The sequence below is a fragment of the Candidatus Binatia bacterium genome, from assembly GCA_036504975.1.
Lineage (GTDB): Bacteria > Desulfobacterota > Binatia > UBA9968 > UBA9968 > JAJPJQ01.
In genome coordinates this window covers 1-16,092 of record DASXUF010000085.1, presented here as the reverse complement: position 1 = coordinate 16,092, position 16,092 = coordinate 1, and the positions used below count along the sequence as shown (strand labels likewise).

At 58.1% G+C, this 16,092-nt stretch carries 15 protein-coding genes and 1 CRISPR repeat array; of the genes, 9 read left to right on the top strand and 6 right to left on the bottom strand.

Translation table 11 applies throughout. The features are described 5' to 3' along the window. The 4 genes from VGL70_11235 to VGL70_11220 form a co-directional block, all read left to right on the top strand. On the top strand, window positions 1–854 hold an 854-nt coding region (locus VGL70_11235), incomplete at its 5' end, for an ABC transporter substrate-binding protein (GenBank protein HEY3304095.1). An 11-nt stretch (window positions 855–865) separates the two neighbouring features. Beyond that, window positions 866–1,786 (top strand): dihydrodipicolinate synthase family protein, encoded by a 921-nt coding sequence (locus tag VGL70_11230; GenBank protein HEY3304094.1) that lies wholly within the window; start codon window positions 866–868, stop codon window positions 1,784–1,786. Between the two features lie 251 nt (window positions 1,787–2,037). Continuing rightward, a complete protein-coding gene (locus VGL70_11225; protein HEY3304093.1) occupies window positions 2,038–2,886 on the top strand; it encodes an ABC transporter substrate-binding protein in 849 nt (282 codons plus the stop codon). A 135-nt stretch (window positions 2,887–3,021) separates the two neighbouring features. Continuing rightward, window positions 3,022–3,969, top strand: coding sequence for a hypothetical protein (locus VGL70_11220; GenBank protein HEY3304092.1), 948 nt, complete (start codon window positions 3,022–3,024; stop codon window positions 3,967–3,969). Between the two features lie 60 nt (window positions 3,970–4,029). On the opposite strand, the gene VGL70_11215 is transcribed toward VGL70_11220, so the two are convergent. Next, window positions 4,030–5,976, bottom strand: coding sequence for a tetratricopeptide repeat protein (locus tag VGL70_11215; protein ID HEY3304091.1), 1,947 nt, complete (start codon window positions 5,974–5,976; stop codon window positions 4,030–4,032). A 46-nt stretch (window positions 5,977–6,022) separates the two neighbouring features. On the opposite strand from VGL70_11215, the gene VGL70_11210 reads away from it, so the two are divergent. From VGL70_11210 to VGL70_11190, 5 genes are all read left to right on the top strand, one after another. Next, a complete protein-coding gene (locus VGL70_11210) occupies window positions 6,023–6,169 on the top strand; it encodes a hypothetical protein (GenBank protein ID HEY3304090.1) in 147 nt (48 codons plus the stop codon). Between the two features lie 118 nt (window positions 6,170–6,287). Further along, complete coding sequence (locus VGL70_11205) at window positions 6,288–7,901, top strand: DUF885 domain-containing protein (protein HEY3304089.1); 1,614 nt, start codon at window positions 6,288–6,290, stop codon at window positions 7,899–7,901. A gap of 10 nt (window positions 7,902–7,911) precedes the next feature. Then, on the top strand, window positions 7,912–8,829 hold the full coding sequence (locus VGL70_11200; protein HEY3304088.1) for a deoxyribonuclease IV: 918 nt from the start codon (window positions 7,912–7,914) through the stop codon (window positions 8,827–8,829). Between the two features lie 153 nt (window positions 8,830–8,982). Continuing rightward, a complete protein-coding gene (locus tag VGL70_11195; protein ID HEY3304087.1) occupies window positions 8,983–9,216 on the top strand; it encodes a type II toxin-antitoxin system prevent-host-death family antitoxin in 234 nt (77 codons plus the stop codon). Then, the gene (locus VGL70_11190) at window positions 9,213–9,608 is read left to right on the top strand and encodes a type II toxin-antitoxin system VapC family toxin (protein ID HEY3304086.1); all 396 of its coding nucleotides are present in this window, start codon (window positions 9,213–9,215) and stop codon (window positions 9,606–9,608) included. Before VGL70_11195 ends, VGL70_11190 begins: the two co-directional genes overlap by 4 nt. Window positions 9,609–9,655: 47 nt before the next feature. On the opposite strand, the gene VGL70_11185 is transcribed toward VGL70_11190, so the two are convergent. The 5 genes from VGL70_11185 to cas1 form a co-directional block, all read right to left on the bottom strand. Beyond that, window positions 9,656–10,384: a VIT1/CCC1 transporter family protein gene (locus VGL70_11185; protein ID HEY3304085.1), complete on the bottom strand. Its 729-nt coding sequence runs from the start codon at window positions 10,382–10,384 to the stop codon at window positions 9,656–9,658. 231 nt (window positions 10,385–10,615) lie between these two features. Beyond that, window positions 10,616–11,143 (bottom strand): peroxiredoxin, encoded by a 528-nt coding sequence (locus VGL70_11180; GenBank protein HEY3304084.1) that lies wholly within the window; start codon window positions 11,141–11,143, stop codon window positions 10,616–10,618. 209 nt (window positions 11,144–11,352) lie between these two features. After that, on the bottom strand, window positions 11,353–12,036 hold the full coding sequence (locus tag VGL70_11175; GenBank protein HEY3304083.1) for a TetR/AcrR family transcriptional regulator: 684 nt from the start codon (window positions 12,034–12,036) through the stop codon (window positions 11,353–11,355). A gap of 150 nt (window positions 12,037–12,186) precedes the next feature. After that, a CRISPR array of direct repeats spans window positions 12,187–14,595; the repeat unit is 36 nt; unit sequence GTGCTCAACGCCTTTCGGCATCTCAGATCCATTCAC. Between the two features lie 261 nt (window positions 14,596–14,856). Continuing rightward, window positions 14,857–15,159: a CRISPR-associated endonuclease Cas2 gene (gene cas2 / locus VGL70_11170; protein ID HEY3304082.1), complete on the bottom strand. Its 303-nt coding sequence runs from the start codon at window positions 15,157–15,159 to the stop codon at window positions 14,857–14,859. Window positions 15,160–15,162: 3 nt separating this feature from the next. Continuing rightward, on the bottom strand, window positions 15,163–16,092 hold a 930-nt coding region (gene cas1 / locus VGL70_11165; protein HEY3304081.1), incomplete at its 5' end, for a type I-MYXAN CRISPR-associated endonuclease Cas1.

The following is a 16,092-nucleotide window of genomic DNA, read 5'->3' as shown; positions in this document are numbered from 1 at the left end:
TGGCCCAGGAAGCCGGCTTGTATAAGAAGCACGGTCTCGACGTGGACCTGCTTTACATCAACAGCGGCTCGATGAATATCGCGGCGCTGGTCGGAGGCAGCATCCAGGTCGCGGGCGGCGGGCCGGTCTCCATCGAAGCGCGGCTCAGGGGAATCAAGCTCTTGATCCTCGCCAACCCGCTGCCTTTCCTGGCGGCCAACCTGGTGACGGTCCCCGAGATCCAGGCGGTGTCGGAGTTAAAGGGCAAAATAGGAGGAATTTCCCGGTTCGGCTCTTCGACCGACCAGGGCTTCCGCTATCTTTTTCGCAAGGCCGGTCTCAGCGTGGAAAAGGATTTGAAGCTGCTGCAGCTCGGCGGCGATGCGAGCCGCCTGGCGGCGTTTAAAGTTGGCAAGATCCAGTACACCTTTCTGGGCGCCGCGGCTACGGAGCAGGCGCGCGCGCTCGGTTTTCGCGTGATCGCCACGGCGCAGCAGATGGGCATCCCTTTTCCGTGGACCTCCGTGGTCATGGATGAAGCCTGGCTCGGCCCCAATCGCGACGTCGCTTACCGCTATCTCAAGTCTCTTACCGAAGCGATCTGGACCATGAAGCGTCACCGGCCGGAAAGCGAGCGCATCATCGCCAAATACATGAGGATAGCCGATCCGAACCTTATCAGGATGGAATACGACTTCGTCATTTCTCTGCTGCCCGACTACGCCGCGCCCACAATCGAAGGGACCCGGCTGATCCTGGAAAACTTCGGCAATGAATTTCCGGACGCGGCGCGCCGCGATCCGAAAGAATTCATCGATGGATCGCTCGTCGATCGGCTCAAACGCGAGCGGTTTGTCGAAGGTTTAAAATCGTAAAGGAGACGGCCATGCCAAAAGAATTCAAAAAAGTCTTGCCAGCGGCGAATCTGCCGCTGTTTGCCGACGCGACGATCGACGAGGACGCTTACCGCAAACATCTCAGGTGGCTCATCACGCACGATGTCGGGGGCCTGGTCATCAGCGGCCATGCGGGCGAGCTGGAGTCGCTCACGCCGAAGGAGAGAATCCGCGTCGCCGAGATCGCGCGCGCCGAGATACCGAGCCATCTGCCGATGGTCGTCGGCTGCACCGGGCTCAGCACGCGCGAGCTGGTCGAGTGCGCGCGCGACGCCAAAGCCGCCGGCGCAGACGGGCTCCTGGTCATGCCGATCCCGCACTTCGCTTTCGGCGCCGTCGATCGTCCCGAGCTGATCGTGCCCTGCTTCGAGGAGTTGGCCGAAAAGGTGGACCTGCCGATGATCGTCTTCCGCTACGGCGCCAAGACCGGCCTGATGTACTCGGTCGAGGTGCTGCAGAAAATCGCCGAGAAGATCCCGCAGGTCGTAGCGATCAAGGATTCTTCCTTCGACTACGAAGAGGCATGGGTCGCGTTCCAAAATTTCCCGCGGAAGATCAATTTCCTGGTCGCGCACGGGAGCCTTTTCCTGATCCGCTTCGCGACTTCCGACGGCGCAGTCAGCTCTTTCTCCAACGTCGCGCCCGAATTCATCACCAAGCTCTTCGAGCTCGCCCATTCGGGCCAGATGCAGGAAGCGACCGCGCTCTTCAACAAGATCCGGCCACTGTCGGATGCGATCTACTACAAGCAGCCGCTCATGCAGCATTGGGTCGTCGAGAAAGAAGCGCTGACGGCGCGGGGGCGCTTCCCGCGCTCGACCGTGCGGCCGCCGTTCCAGCCGCTCCGGCCGGAACACATCGAGGGAATCCGCCAGGCGGTCGCGGCTGCTGGGCTGACGCCCCTGGCTTGATGGGAGCAAAGATATCTTTAGGAGAAATCAACTACCCTCTCCCTTTGGGAGAGGGTAAGGGTGAGGGAAACAAAGCCTGGCAACCCTCACCTCAATCCTCTCCCGCAGGGAGAGGAAGGAAGAGCAAGCGCGTGCGAGGAAAGGTTGCAAAACTGGTTATCGCCTCGATCTTTACATGCCTTGGCCTCATCGCAACTGGTCACGCGAAGCCGATAACCTTCGCCTATCAGACCCCAACCTTGAGCAGCACCTTGCCGCTCGTTATCGGCATGGAGTTGGGCTTCTTCGCCGCCGAGGGGCTTGAGGTTAAGCCGGTCTTCATCATCGGCGGACCCACGGCGATCGCCGCGCTGATCGGCGGCGATGTCGATTATACACTGGCTGGGGCGGTCCCGACTGTGCGGGCGATCGCGCAAGGCGCCCCGCTCGTCATCACAGGAGGAATCCAGCCGTACATAGATTACAGTCTCATCGGCGCCAAAGGCATATCGACTCTCAACGACCTCAGGGGGAAGGTGGTCGGCGTCACCGGCGCCGGCGGCATCGCGGAATTCGCCTCGGTCGAAGGCCTGGCGAAAAAAGGACTGGTCCGCGACCGCGATTACAAGATTCTCTATGGCGTCGGCAACAGTCCCGCGCGCGCGCAGGCGCTGGAAGCGGGCAGGATTCAGGCCTCGCCCTTTTCGTTCATGGAAAAGCTGGAGCTCGAGCGGAAAGGGTTTCCGATGCTCTTCGATATCGGCAAGGTCCTGACGGGATTCCCGTTCGTGGTGATCGTTTCCACGCGACGCAAGGCCGAAACCGATCCCGAAGGCGCCGTATCCCTGCTGAGAGCGATGAAGCGCGGCATGGACCTCGTTAAAGCCGACCCGGAGCGAGTCATGGCGACCGTCCTGAAGAAAAAGACCTACGGCGACCCCGCCACTGTCAGGAAGGTGGTCGAACACTTCTCCGATCTCTATTCGATCTCCATCACCAAAGAGGAGATCGAAGCCGTCATTGCCGCCGCCCGAGTGGAGGCGGAGGCGAAAAAGATCGGCGGCGCGGAAAAATTTTTTATTGGAACTTTCGCAGCCAAGGCAGTGGGCCAGGGTCGTTGAACAAGACTTCGAGGCCGAAGGGCGCGAGGAAGAGGGCCGCGGACGTCCGATGAGGGAGGTTCGACTCATGGTACTGCCCTATCGGCCGCGGCCCGAAAACTCGCGACGTGAGGCCTCGCTTGCAGAGGAATCACCATGGCAACGGAGATGAATCTGACCTTGATGCTGGCGGACTATCACCGGACCCGGCCATTGCTTTCCGGCGAGGTGACCGCCGACGGGATTAGGTTGAATCCTCGACCGGCGGTCCCGGGAGAAGCCTGTCTCAGACCGGTCTACGAGGAATTCGACATCGCGGAGATGTCGCTCTCCTGGTACGTGATGGCGAAGTGTCGCGGCGAGCCGGTGATCGCGCTGCCGGTTTTTCCCATGCGGATGTTCATTCATCCGTACATCTTTTGCTCGTCTTCAGCGAATATCGGCGCTCCTGAAGATTTGAAAGGCAAAAAAGTCGGGATGAATCAATACCGTCTCACCGTGGGCTTGTGGACGAGAGGAATCCTCCAAGAATTTTACGGCGTGCGCCCTGAAGAAATGTTTTGGTTCACGTCCGAGCCCGAAGGCGCCGGATTTCAGCCGCCGAAGGACTTACGACTCTCGGTCGGCGGCCGGAGCGTGGAATCGCTTCTGCTCGAAGGCGAGATCGACGCTCTGATCGTGCCCAACGTCCCCGCGTCTTTCACAGCGGACGATCCGCGCATCCGACGGCTCTTCGAAAATCCGCGCAGCGAAATCATGGAATATTTCGGCAAGACGAAAATCTTTCCGATCACGCACACCGTGGTGTTGCGGCAAGCTCTGGTCGCCGAGCATCCGTGGATGGTGGGCAGCCTGGTCAATGCCTTTACCGAAGCGGAGAAAATCTGTCGCAAGGCCTACGAATATCCCAAGCGTCTGGCGCTCCCCACGGCCGTGTTAGTTCTCGAAGAGGAAGAAGCGGTTTTCGGCAAAGAGCCGTTCCAGCACGGCCTGACGCCGCAAAACCAAATTGTCCTCGAGAAGTTTCTTCAGTACGCTGAAGAGCAGGGATATATTTCCCGCCGGACGCAACTGACCGAGCTGTTTGCTCCTCTGGGAGACTAGAGATTTTTCTCTGAGTTCTCTCTGCTCACTACCACCGTCCCGCATCCTGACACTGGCTTGTCAGCGGCCGCGGCGGAGCTGTTCGAGGAACTCGCGCGCCTTCGTGAACCTAGGATTTAGACGCACCGCTCTCTCAAGCATCGCGATCGCCTCCTCGCGCTTCCCCATGGCCGCATAGTCCTCCGCCAGGCGGGCATAGGCAGAAACGTCATCCGGTTTCCGTGCGAGGACCTCGCGGGTAGCGGCCACCGCCTCCTCCCGTCTGCCGAGGACGCGCAGCGCTTCGCCCATCATAAAGTAGCCGAGAACCGCGCTGGGGCAGTTCCTTATCGCCCGCTCGGCCTCGCCGAGGAGCTCGGTGGCGTTGCTGCCGTCGACCTCGCGGGGGTCGAGCCGATACGGGCGCAGAACGTGGAACGCTTCGCGCCGGACGAGCGCCTCGGTCTCGGCTCTCAGCCGGACAAGCACAAACCAGGCGTCATCGTAGTACACCGGCGCCCACTCGCCGGTCGACTCGAGCGTCGCGAAAATCTCCGGCAACCAGGGCTGATACTTCAGCAGGAAGAAATCCACCGGGTAGCGCCGCAAGTACGCCTGCATGGCCTCCGGGCTCGCAAGGGCGTCCAGATACTCGCGATAGAGCGCCTCGCCGTACACGTCGTTGCGCGAGTCCATGTTGACCTTCACCGCGGGATACATCCGGTGGATGAGCTGGGCGGCCTCGGAGTACGAGACGAACGCGTTGCCGGAGATGCGGGCGCGCTCGATGAAGTCGACGGCGCAGGTCGGCATGTCGCGGCTGATGCCCACCCCCTTCTCGCGGGGCTTGCCCCGGAAGGAGTAGTAGTAACCGACAAGCGAGGCGTGCGCCGCGACTGCGAGCAGAAGCGCGGCGCCAAGCAAGACGGCCAGCGGGTTGGATCGGTCCACGCGTGTTGCGCGGCGCTCGCCCGCCCCTAACCCCGAGGCCGAGGCGGTCAGTGTGACGAACGTACCCATGACCGCATCCGTTACCAACCGGTTGTGCCGCAGGCTGAGGAGGTAGAAAAAAGCCACGAGTCCGGCGTGGGTGAAGTCCACCGTCCGTAGATTCAAGACGATGAAGAGAAAAAATAGCCCGAGCAGCGCGTACAGCATCGAGGCGAGAACGGCCGGCGTCCAGTGCACCGCCGGCTTCTCGAACCAGAAGATGGCGAAGAGCGCGTAGACGAGGGCAAGCACCCCGAGCAGGAGCGCGTTGCCGACGCGGAGCCACTGAAGCGGTCGCCGGTCGCGGTAGCGGAAGAAGAAGCTCGTCCAGAGCGCCCCAACATAGGCGAGGTAGAGGAAGAACATTGTGGAGTAGTTGTAGGTGGCATCGTAAGGGGGCCTCCACTCATAGACCCTCTGCATGAACAGACCGAGCCTGGTCAGTTCGAACGGAAATGTCAGCATCCTGACGCCGTAAGGGTTCAGCAGAGAGGCCGCCACGCAAACCGGCACGAGCGCGGCGAGAAGGATCAGGTCGCGCGAGGGGAGTGTCTGCTGATGGTTCCCGCTCAGCATCCGGGCACGAGCGGAGGCGAGACCCTCGCCAACAGCGAAGATCGCCAGCATCGCGAGGCCCTGAATAAAGCTGCCGTGCAGGTTCGTCCATAGGATGTCGGCCGGAACTATCAGGTAGAGCCAGCGGCGGTTCCGGTCGCCGTCCCGGTAGCGAAAGAAAAGCCAGAGATAGACGGCCGCTATCAAGTAGGCGAAGATGTACGGCCGCTCGATGTAGCGCGCGCTACCGATGTAGAGGAGCAAGGCGAAGGCGGGCAGCATCACCGAGAGGCGCGCGCCGGCGGTGCGGGCCGCGCCGTAGAGGAGGACGCACGCGGCGGCGACAACGAGCGCCTTGAAGACGGTCAAACCGACTACGCCGAAGGGCGCGTAGACGAGGTAGAAGAGCACGGCCGCGAGCCACTCGTGGGCCACGTAGGCATGGTCTGCCGCGGTGAAGGAGTAAGGGTCCTTCAGAGGCACCCAGCCGGTTTGCAGCACATACTCGCCGGTCTTCAGGTGGATCCAGATGTCGTTGTTCGCCATCTTAGAGATGTTGAAGGCAACCACGCAGCCGGCGAGGACGATCCACCCGATGAGCCGCGGCGCCCAGGAGAGTCCTGGACGGACCGACCCGGCGGCTGAAGAGGCGAAGAGAGCGGGCCATCGCCGCTGAGTGGGGGAGTCGCGTCGGGCCATCAGCCCACGCTTCCTACCTTAACGTGGGATTGATGTCCACCTCCCGCACAAGAAAGAAAATTGCCTGCGCAGAGTTATCGTGCTAAGTCACATGAATGACTTCCTTCGCCGAGTTCGCAGCGGATTTTTTCAAGCGCTATTTCGACCTTCATCCGACCGAGGCGATTCACTACGGCATCGAAGGCTACGATCACCTACTGAAAGACTACACGGACGCGGCGTACCGCGAGGAAAAATCGTTCGCCGAGGATTCCCTCAAAGGCTTGAAACAAGTCTCCGTTAAAGGCTTGTCCCGCGACGAGACCATCGACTACGCGCTGCTCGAAGGCCGGCTCACGATCGAAAACTACGAATTCAACAAAGAAGACTACCGCTTCAAATTGCCCGATTTGTATCTCTCCACTTCTCATTTCTACATCCTGACGGTGCGGCCGACCAACGACGTCGTCGGAAATTTGCTGAGCCGTCTTGAACGCTCGCCAAAAATCATCGAGCAAGGCATCGCCAACCTGAGCCGGCCGGAGGCCAATCCGCCGCGGCTTTGGACCGAGATGGCGATCGAATCGGCGAAAGGCGGCCTCTCGTTTCTCGACAATCTGGGAAATATTCCCAGAGTGAAGAACGCCGTGACAGACCCGCCGCGCTTCCACGCGGCGATCGAGAAAGCCAAAGACGCGATCCGGCTCTTTCAGCAATTTCTCGAACGCGACCTCCTCTCCAGGAGCCGCGGCGTTTACGCGGTCGGGCCGGAGCACTACCATCTGCTGCTCAAGAAACGCCATTTCCTCAGCCACGACGCCGAGAGCCTGCTCGCGCTGGGAGAAAAACTGTTCGCCGAGACGAAGAAAGAGCTGGCGGCGCTGGCGGACAAGATCGCACCGGGAAAAAGCATCGAAGAGGTCGCGCTGAAAATTCAGGAGGCCCATCCCACGGCGAACGAATTGCTTCCGGTGTATCAAAAAGCCATGGAAGCGGCGCGGGAATTCGTGCGCGCAAAACGGCTCGTCTCTTTCCCGCCGCGCGAAGAGCTGCGCGTCGTTTACACGCCGGAGTTCCAGCGCCACGAGATACCGTTCGCCGCCTATCTTTCTCCCTCGCCGAAAGACTCCGAGCAGGTCGGGTACTATTACGTCACCCCGGTAAACGACGACGATTTGCTCCGGGAGCACAACTGGACCGGGCTGGAGAACACTTCCGTGCACGAAAGCTATCCCGGCCACCATCTCCAGTTCACCGTCGCCAACTCGATTCCCGCGGCCTGCACCTTGCCGCGGCTGATGAACGAGTCGTCGGTCTTCTACGAGGGCTGGGCGCTCTACTGCGAGCAGCTCATGCAGGAGCAGGGTTTCTTGAAGTCCGTGGAGCACCGCTTCGTGATGCTGAAGGACCGGCTCTGGCGCGCGCTGCGAATTATCATCGACGTGAAAACGCAAACCGGCCGGATGACCTACGACGAAGCGGCGGACTTGATGGTGCGCGAGCTGCACTTTCCGCGTCCGCAAGCCGAGGGCGATCTCAACTGGTACAGCCAGTCGCCGGCCGTCCCGATGGGCTACGCGCTCGGCTGGTCGATCATCAACCGCCTGCGCGAGCGGGAAAAAGAGAAATTAGGGCCGAGTTTCGACCTGCGGAAATTCCACGACCGACTTTTGAGCGCCGGCAGCATCTCCTTACCGCTCGTTGAGAAAAGGCACTTCTCTGAGGCATGAGGCTTGAGGCATGAGGCGAGAGAAAATCCCTGAAGTTTCCAACTCACGCCTCACGCCTTCCGCCTCTCGCCTAACTGGCCCTTTATTGGGCGCGCAGATGTCGATCGCCGGCGGCGTGGGCAACGCGTTCCTCCATGGCAAGAAAGTCGCCTGCGACGTGATCCAGATTTTCACCAAGTCGTCGCGCCAGTGGGCGGCGGCGCCGTATAGCAAAGACGAGATCGAGAGTTTCAAGCACAATCAAAAAGAGACGGGGATCGCCACGGCGGTGGCGCACGACTCTTACTTGCTGAACCTCGGCACGCCCGACGAGATGCTAAGAAAAAAGTCGATCCGCGCCTTCATCGACGAGATGGAGCGCTGCGAGACGTTGTCCGTGCCGAACCTCATCGCGCATCCCGGCGCTCACGTCGGCGCGGGAGAAGAAGCAGGCATCCAGACGATCGCGCGCTCGTTGGACGAAGTCCATACGGCGTGCGCCGGATTCAAAGTCAAAGTCGCGCTGGAGATCACCGCCGGACAGGGGAGCTGCCTCGGCTACCGCTTCGAGCAGATCCGCGATATCATCGACGCCGCGAAAGAGAGCGAGCGGCTCCGCGTCTGCTTCGACACCGAGCATGCTTTCGCCGCGGGCTACGACATCCGGACCAAGGACGGCTACGACCGGACCTTCGGCGAATTCGACGAGATGATCGGCATCAACTTGCTCGCCGCGTTTCACCTCAACGACTCGAAAAAGGAATTCCATTCGCGCGTGGACCGCCACGAGCACATCGGCAAGGGGCAGATCGGCGTGGAAGGATTTCGCCTGCTGCTGAACGACCGCCGCTTCTGGGGCATCCCGATGTGCCTGGAGACGCCGAAGGGGCCGGATCTGAAAGAGGACGCGGAGAATCTGACTCTGCTGCGAAGCCTGGTGACAAGTTGAGGGGAGTCGTTCCACCTCCAGAGGAGGGCCAGGAAATTATTTTGCTGAGAGAGCAGGGGTGAGGGCGAAAGGAAATAACGGGGATCAAGCCATCGCTTGAAAACCCCAGATGACTAGCTAATATGACCTAGTAGGTTTCTCACAGAGGCGCCAATGAAAAAATGTGTGTCAAAATCTCAATTCAAGCCGCGGGCCTTGGAATATTTCCGGGAAGTTGAAAAAACCGGGAAAGAGCTGCTCATCACCGATCGCGGAACACCGGTTCTGAGGATTACGCCGTATGCAGAGGATCCTGAAGAGTTACTCAAGCCGTTTCGCGGCACTGTGTTGAGATACAAGGATCCCACAAAGCCGGTGAGGACTAAAGACTGGGACGCCCTTAAATGATCGTGCTCGATACGCATGTATGGGTCTGGTGGCTTAGCGGAATTGAACGGATCTCACGAAGGGCCTCTCGCCTCATTGCCGATGCTGTAGCTCAGAAGGGCCTATATGTGTCCTCCATCAGCGTCTGGGAGGTAGCCCAGCTCGTGGCGCACGGTCGTCTCGAATTAACCGTGGAGGTGGCGGACTGGTTGGCTAAATCTGAAGCATTACCGTTCGTGAATTTTGTTCCCGTAGACAATGCGATCGCCCTTAAATCAGTGCAGCTTCCCGAACCGCTCCATCAGGACCCCGCTGATCGCATCATCATAGCAACCGCTATTACCCTCGGCTTTCCCTTGGTGACCAAGGACGGGAAGATAGCCGACTATCCCCACGTCAGGACAATTTGGTAAATCTCCGTTCTGCATGCGCTTTTGAGCGGCCCCGAACCCCTTGCCTGTCACACCTGAACCGCCACGTCCGGAAAGAAATACTGCACGACCAGGCCGATGAGGTAGCCGAAGATCGCCGCGCCGACGGCGATGAAAAAAAATTCCAGGCCGGAGAGAAAAAGCGGCCGGGCCGCCAGATATCCCTTGAAGACGCCGACGGAAAATAAGGTTACCGCCGCCAAAACGATCGAAACGTAGAGCGCGCTCATTCCGGACAACAATAGATAGGGCAGCAAAGGGATCACGGCGCCCAGGACGAAAGAAAGTCCCATGACCAGCGCCGCTTGCAGCGGGCGATTGATCTCCGCGGTCCCCAGACCGAAAACTTTTTCCTGGAAAGTGCGCAGAAAAACCTTCTCCTCTTCGGCAAGAAGCTTCACCAGGCGGTAACTCTGTTCTTTCTTCAACCCCTCCTGGCTCAAAGCTTGGAGCAAACCCTCCGCCGCCAGGTACGGTTCCCGTTCCGCCAGGTCCTCCGCCTCGCGCAGCTCCTTGTCGAAAATCTGCTTTTGCGCCGTGGACGACAGATACGATCCCGTCGCCATCGAAACGGCGCCGGCGAACATCGCGGTGAGACCGGTGATGACGACGACGAGGTTGTTCTCGGTCGCGCCTTGAACGCCGGCCAGGAGTCCGACCGTGCTGATGAGCCCGTCTTGAATGCCGAAGACAAATTCGCGGATGCGCGCCCTGCTTTCGACGATCTCGCGCTTTTTTTGAATCTCTTCCAGCGCCATACTACGTGAACGTTAGGGGCAAGGGGTTAGGGGTCAATCGCCTTTAGTTTCTTAGGTTTTAGGTCTTGAATAAAACGACTTTAACAAAATATATCGCGCCAAGACGCCAAGAGCGCAAAGAAAAATATTTTCTATTTTCTCCGAACTTGGCGTCCTTTGCGTCTTTGCGTGAGTCATCTCTTTTCCGATTCTGTCATCCAAACTTCATCCGGGAATTTCAAATACGTTTGGCTAGTATTTGAGGCGCAATTCCCCGGTGGCTCCGCCCGGCTGCCACTCGGCGGGACAGAGTTTTCCGGTGCGGAGCGCCTTGAGCACGCGGAGCGTCTCTTCGACGCTCCGCCCGACGTTCATGTGGCTCACGACAAAGTAGCCGACCTCGCGCGCCGGATTGACGATGAAGGTCGCGCGCAGGCTGACGCCGTCTTTCTCGTCCAGGACTCCGTAAGCCCGGCTCATCTTTTTTTCCGCGTCGCTCAGCAGCGGATAGTCGACGCCGCCCAGCTCTTCGATCCACGCCCGATGCGTCTCCAGCGAATCGACGCTGACCCCCAGCACCTCCGCCTCTTCGGCGCGGAAATCTCGCGCCATTTTGCTGAACCCCGTCACTTCCGTCGGGCAGATGAAGGTAAAGTCCGCCGGATAAAAAAAGATCACGAGCCATTTTCCCGGGTAGGATTTGAGCGAATAATCGGCGACGCTTCCCCGGTCAATCCCTTTCAAGTTGAATTCTGGCGCTTTGCCACCGACGGAAACCATGATTCTTCTTCGTTCTTCCAAAAAGTCTTCTTAGCAGACAATAGTCTGAGCAGAGCTAACAATAGTAGAGATACGAGCCCTGAGTCAAACCTGTGCCGATTTATTACGCCGGTTCAAGCGACGAGCATAACTATCGTAACGCCCCGCCAGTGGCGGGCTATGGCGCGAGGGGCGATGAACGAAGTTAGGCGAAGTCGATTGGACCGGCGTCAAGGAAGGTTTTGCCAGAGAGAAAATTTCTCTTTTCCGGTTTCGGATGAAGGCGCGGTGAACCACGGCTCATCGGCTTCCGCGCCCTGCAGGATGCCGAAGAAATAAATCCTCAGCATCTGCTCGATCAGTTGCGGCAGCGGCAGGTCGCGCTGGGAATGATACCAGGTGTAGATCCAGTTCATCATGCCGAAAAGCGAAAACGTCGCGGCGCGGAGATCGATCACCCGGCCGCTCTCGCGTCTTTGCAGCTCGCCGATCAAATCCATCAGGATTTTCACGTAGCGACGCTTGAGGACCAGGACTTTCTCCCCGAACTCCCCCGTCAGAGACTCATCTTCGTGCGCCATGACCTTCATCTCGTGCATGTTGTGGAGAAAATAGCCCAGGTGGTTTTCGGCAAAGGCGCGAATGCGCACGCGCACGTCGGCGTCCGGGCTCACTTCCCGCTCCCACCGTTGCAGCAGCGTCAGGAAACAATGCTCCTGGATCAGGAAGAGCAATTCCTCTTTGGTGCGGAAATAATAATACAAGCCGGCCAGGCTCATGCCGGTCTCGCGCGCAATGTCTCGAATCGAAGTGTGATGAAAGCCTTTTTCGGCGAAAATCTTGGCCGAGCGCTTGAGGATATCCTTCAGCTTCTCGTCGTAGTGGCGCGAGGACGGCTCGGTGCGGTTGGCCATGTTGCGAACCATCTTCGCAAACCGCACAGAGGGTGTCAAATAGAAAGCTTGAGATTAGCCAACCTGTTCAATCCTGCGGGTACCTGTTACTTCTGGTTCTCTGCGCTTAATGCGGCGAGGTCCTCGCCTTAAAAACGGCTCGGACCTCATGTGCTCAACGCCTTTCGGCATCTCAGATCCATTCACGGGTATGTCAATGTTTACGATCCGGCGAACCATCTGTGCTCAACGCCTTTCGGCATCTCAGATCCATTCACTTTCTCGAATTATGCGACACTTGGATGCATCCTTCCCGTGCTCAACGCCTTTCGGCATCTCAGATCCATTCACGCTGCCAATTCGTGAGTGCCGGCGGCTCGATCAAGCCGTGCTCAACGCCTTTCGGCATCTCAGATCCATTCACGGGCGCGCGGAGTCTCAAATTCCGCGCGGGCTTTGTGCTCAACGCCTTTCGGCATCTCAGATCCATTCACAACAATATTCCAAACTTCGGCGTACAGCCAAAATCCAGTGCTCAACGCCTTTCGGCATCTCAGATCCATTCACGGTTTGGATGCGCTTGACAAGGCACTCCTTTTCTCGAGTGCTCAACGCCTTTCGGCATCTCAGATCCATTCACCCCGTTGGTTCCCGATCCCGTCAGGTCGGCGAGAATCGGTGCTCAACGCCTTTCGGCATCTCAGATCCATTCACGTCTAGTGGACCCAGCGGGAGACGGGTATTGTTTGTGCTCAACGCCTTTCGGCATCTCAGATCCATTCACTGTAATCTCCCCAATATACTTTAGCTTTCGCTATATGTGCTCAACGCCTTTCGGCATCTCAGATCCATTCACGTTACCGCATCGTCGTAAGCGAAGCGTTCATGCCAGTGCTCAACGCCTTTCGGCATCTCAGATCCATTCACGGCGGTGGCGCATTCGCTGTCGGCGACGTTGTCCTGTGCTCAACGCCTTTCGGCATCTCAGATCCATTCACCCGCGCCGGTGCCGCGAATCGCCTGAATCTGATTGTGCTCAACGCCTTTCGGCATCTCAGATCCATTCACATGGGGTATTGCCTCCACTCGCCGTCAACTTCATTTGTGCTCAACGCCTTTCGGCATCTCAGATCCATTCACGTGCACGTGCCCGATCCGGGCGCCGCCGACGCCGAGTGCTCAACGCCTTTCGGCATCTCAGATCCATTCACAAGGAGAGCAAGCCGCGCTCCGCTACCGTCTCACCGTGCTCAACGCCTTTCGGCATCTCAGATCCATTCACGAGGCGACCGCGTTTCTCACCTACGACCTTATCGCTAGTGCTCAACGCCTTTCGGCATCTCAGATCCATTCACGCATATTTCGCCGGATCGCCCGCGGCGGTGTCCTCGGTGCTCAACGCCTTTCGGCATCTCAGATCCATTCACCACTTTATGCACTCCCATAGCGAAACCAATTTCATGTGCTCAACGCCTTTCGGCATCTCAGATCCATTCACGCCGCAAATAATTCGCCAACTGACACCGGCAATCAGTGCTCAACGCCTTTCGGCATCTCAGATCCATTCACACCACGCAGAGCACGAAGGCCACGAAGGGTCGGATTGTGTGCTCAACGCCTTTCGGCATCTCAGATCCATTCACGAGGAAAGAACCATGTTCTCCAACACGAGAATCCAGCGGTGCTCAACGCCTTTCGGCATCTCAGATCCATTCACCCCGTACCGACACAACGCTCTATTTTGAAACCGTCCTGTGCTCAACGCCTTTCGGCATCTCAGATCCATTCACAGTGCCTGCCTGATTAAAAGTTGCTCGATTTTCGCCGCGTGCTCAACGCCTTTCGGCATCTCAGATCCATTCACTTGAACTGCTGGCCCGGCTGGATGAAATTGAGTCGTGCTCAACGCCTTTCGGCATCTCAGATCCATTCACACGCCTCACGGCGCTTCGGCAACACCGGCGCCTTGTGCTCAACGCCTTTCGGCATCTCAGATCCATTCACTTTTCCTCCACTTCTTCCCATAATTCTTATCCAAGTGCTCAACGCCTTTCGGCATCTCAGATCCATTCACCCTCCAACTCCATGCGCACCTGGCCGATCAACTCCAGGTGCTCAACGCCTTTCGGCATCTCAGATCCATTCACGCCCAAGCAGCAAAACCAACAACAACATTTTCTTGTGCTCAACGCCTTTCGGCATCTCAGATCCATTCACAGTAAGCCCCGTGCGTCGAACTGAGATTCTCCAGACCGTGCTCAACGCCTTTCGGCATCTCAGATCCATTCACTAGAAAAAAGTGTGGCGCCGATCGTAGCGCCTGAGCAGTGCTCAACGCCTTTCGGCATCTCAGATCCATTCACGGCGGCGCGCGCCGCAGCGAGATCCGATACTTCCTTGTGCTCAACGCCTTTCGGCATCTCAGATCCATTCACTTTCGCGAGACGCGGTGCGCCCAGCTCGTCTGGAAGGTGCTCAACGCCTTTCGGCATCTCAGATCCATTCACGTCAACGATCCCCCCTCGGCAGCGCGCCGTCGATCCCGTGCTCAACGCCTTTCGGCATCTCAGATCCATTCACGCCGCACAGGAAAGCCCTTGTTTTTATTCGATGATTCTCCAGTAGATTCAGGAACCTCCTTCTTCTTGAAAAAGCCTCTGAGCAAAATTGTATCCTGCACACTTTTAGTCCTTATAAACCCGTAATCTGATCTACTTTTTTTGCATTTCATGTAAGTCCCAACCATCAATTTTCTGTTTTGCCGCGCCTCTAAGCCAACTTACCGCGCGATCGCTACGGCTGGAGCACCAACAACGGCATGTGCTTGATTCGATCTTTTTCTCAAGCTGCCCCTAAAATTCGAAATCTTGGTTCCTCTTGGAGGAACTCCGTTCTTGTGTTTCTCGCAATAATTTTGGAATGGCATCCGGCGCAGAGCCCTGCAATCATCAAACTATCTTCCTCTGACAGTTCCTTTTCGAGTTCCCACCGCATTCGCTCCAACTCGCGCCTTGTCATCCGGCATTCGAAGATAGAGTACTGAAGACTCTTTCCATATCCCTTCAAGAGCTTATAAGCGCGTCGCCATCTCTTTGGGTCGCGGATGTCGTAACAAACAAGGTGCAAGAATTTTTCCTCTGCCATACGTCACCTCAACCGCATTCTGGCGAAAAGGCCCGGCTCGCCCGACCATTCCTTTTCAAGCAGCCGGCACTCAAGCTCGATCAATCTGGCGTATGAAAGCGAGTAACCGGTCACCGGGTGTTTCCACTGATCTTCCTTTCGCCGCTCGTAGACCTCGATCGCCTTCTGCCGCCCCTTATCGCTTAACCACACTTGCACGCCTGCATGCGTAAAGTCTTCGTCGGCGTCCCATTGCTGGCGGTTCACGGATGCCACAAGCGGCATATCCCACAGCGGAACGCGAAACAGCTCCATAAGATCGAGGGCGAGAGGGTGTGCCGCGGAGCGCGGCGTATGGAAAAATCCAAAAGACGGTTCCAAGCCGACTGCAATGATGGCCTGCATTACATCTCGATGAAGCAAAGCGTAGCCAAAGCTTAGTAAAGCATTAAAACAGTCCCGGGGCGGCCGACGATTGCGACCTTCAAAGCGGAGGCGTTCGTCGAGATCTTCCCTTAACAGCTTCGGCAGCCAAGAAAAATAAAGTCTTCCCGCCTCCCCCTCGAAGCCCCGGAGGCTATCGATTCCCTCCGTCTGATTCATCGTCCTCAACGCGGCGCGAATTCCTCTTAAGGCGTTATCAACCTGAGAACTGCGGCCCTTCTCGCGGGAAGCACGAAGCAAAAAGCCTAACTGGCTGGCCGATCGGGCAGACGCAAGCTTCTTGGCCAACTTGAAAGAAAAGCCTGGCTCACGAAGCGCCTCGTATTGACGAATTCGGCGCTGCACTGGGCTGGCGCCCGCCGCCATGCTTCCGACGTAACGTCCACCTCCCGTCATCCAGTGAACGCCGACTTCCTGGTGCGCACAAAGATGAATGGCTTGAGTTGTTATCTGGGCTTGTCCATGGAGTACCAGCTCGCCGACCTCGCGGACCGGCACGGTCTCCTTGGT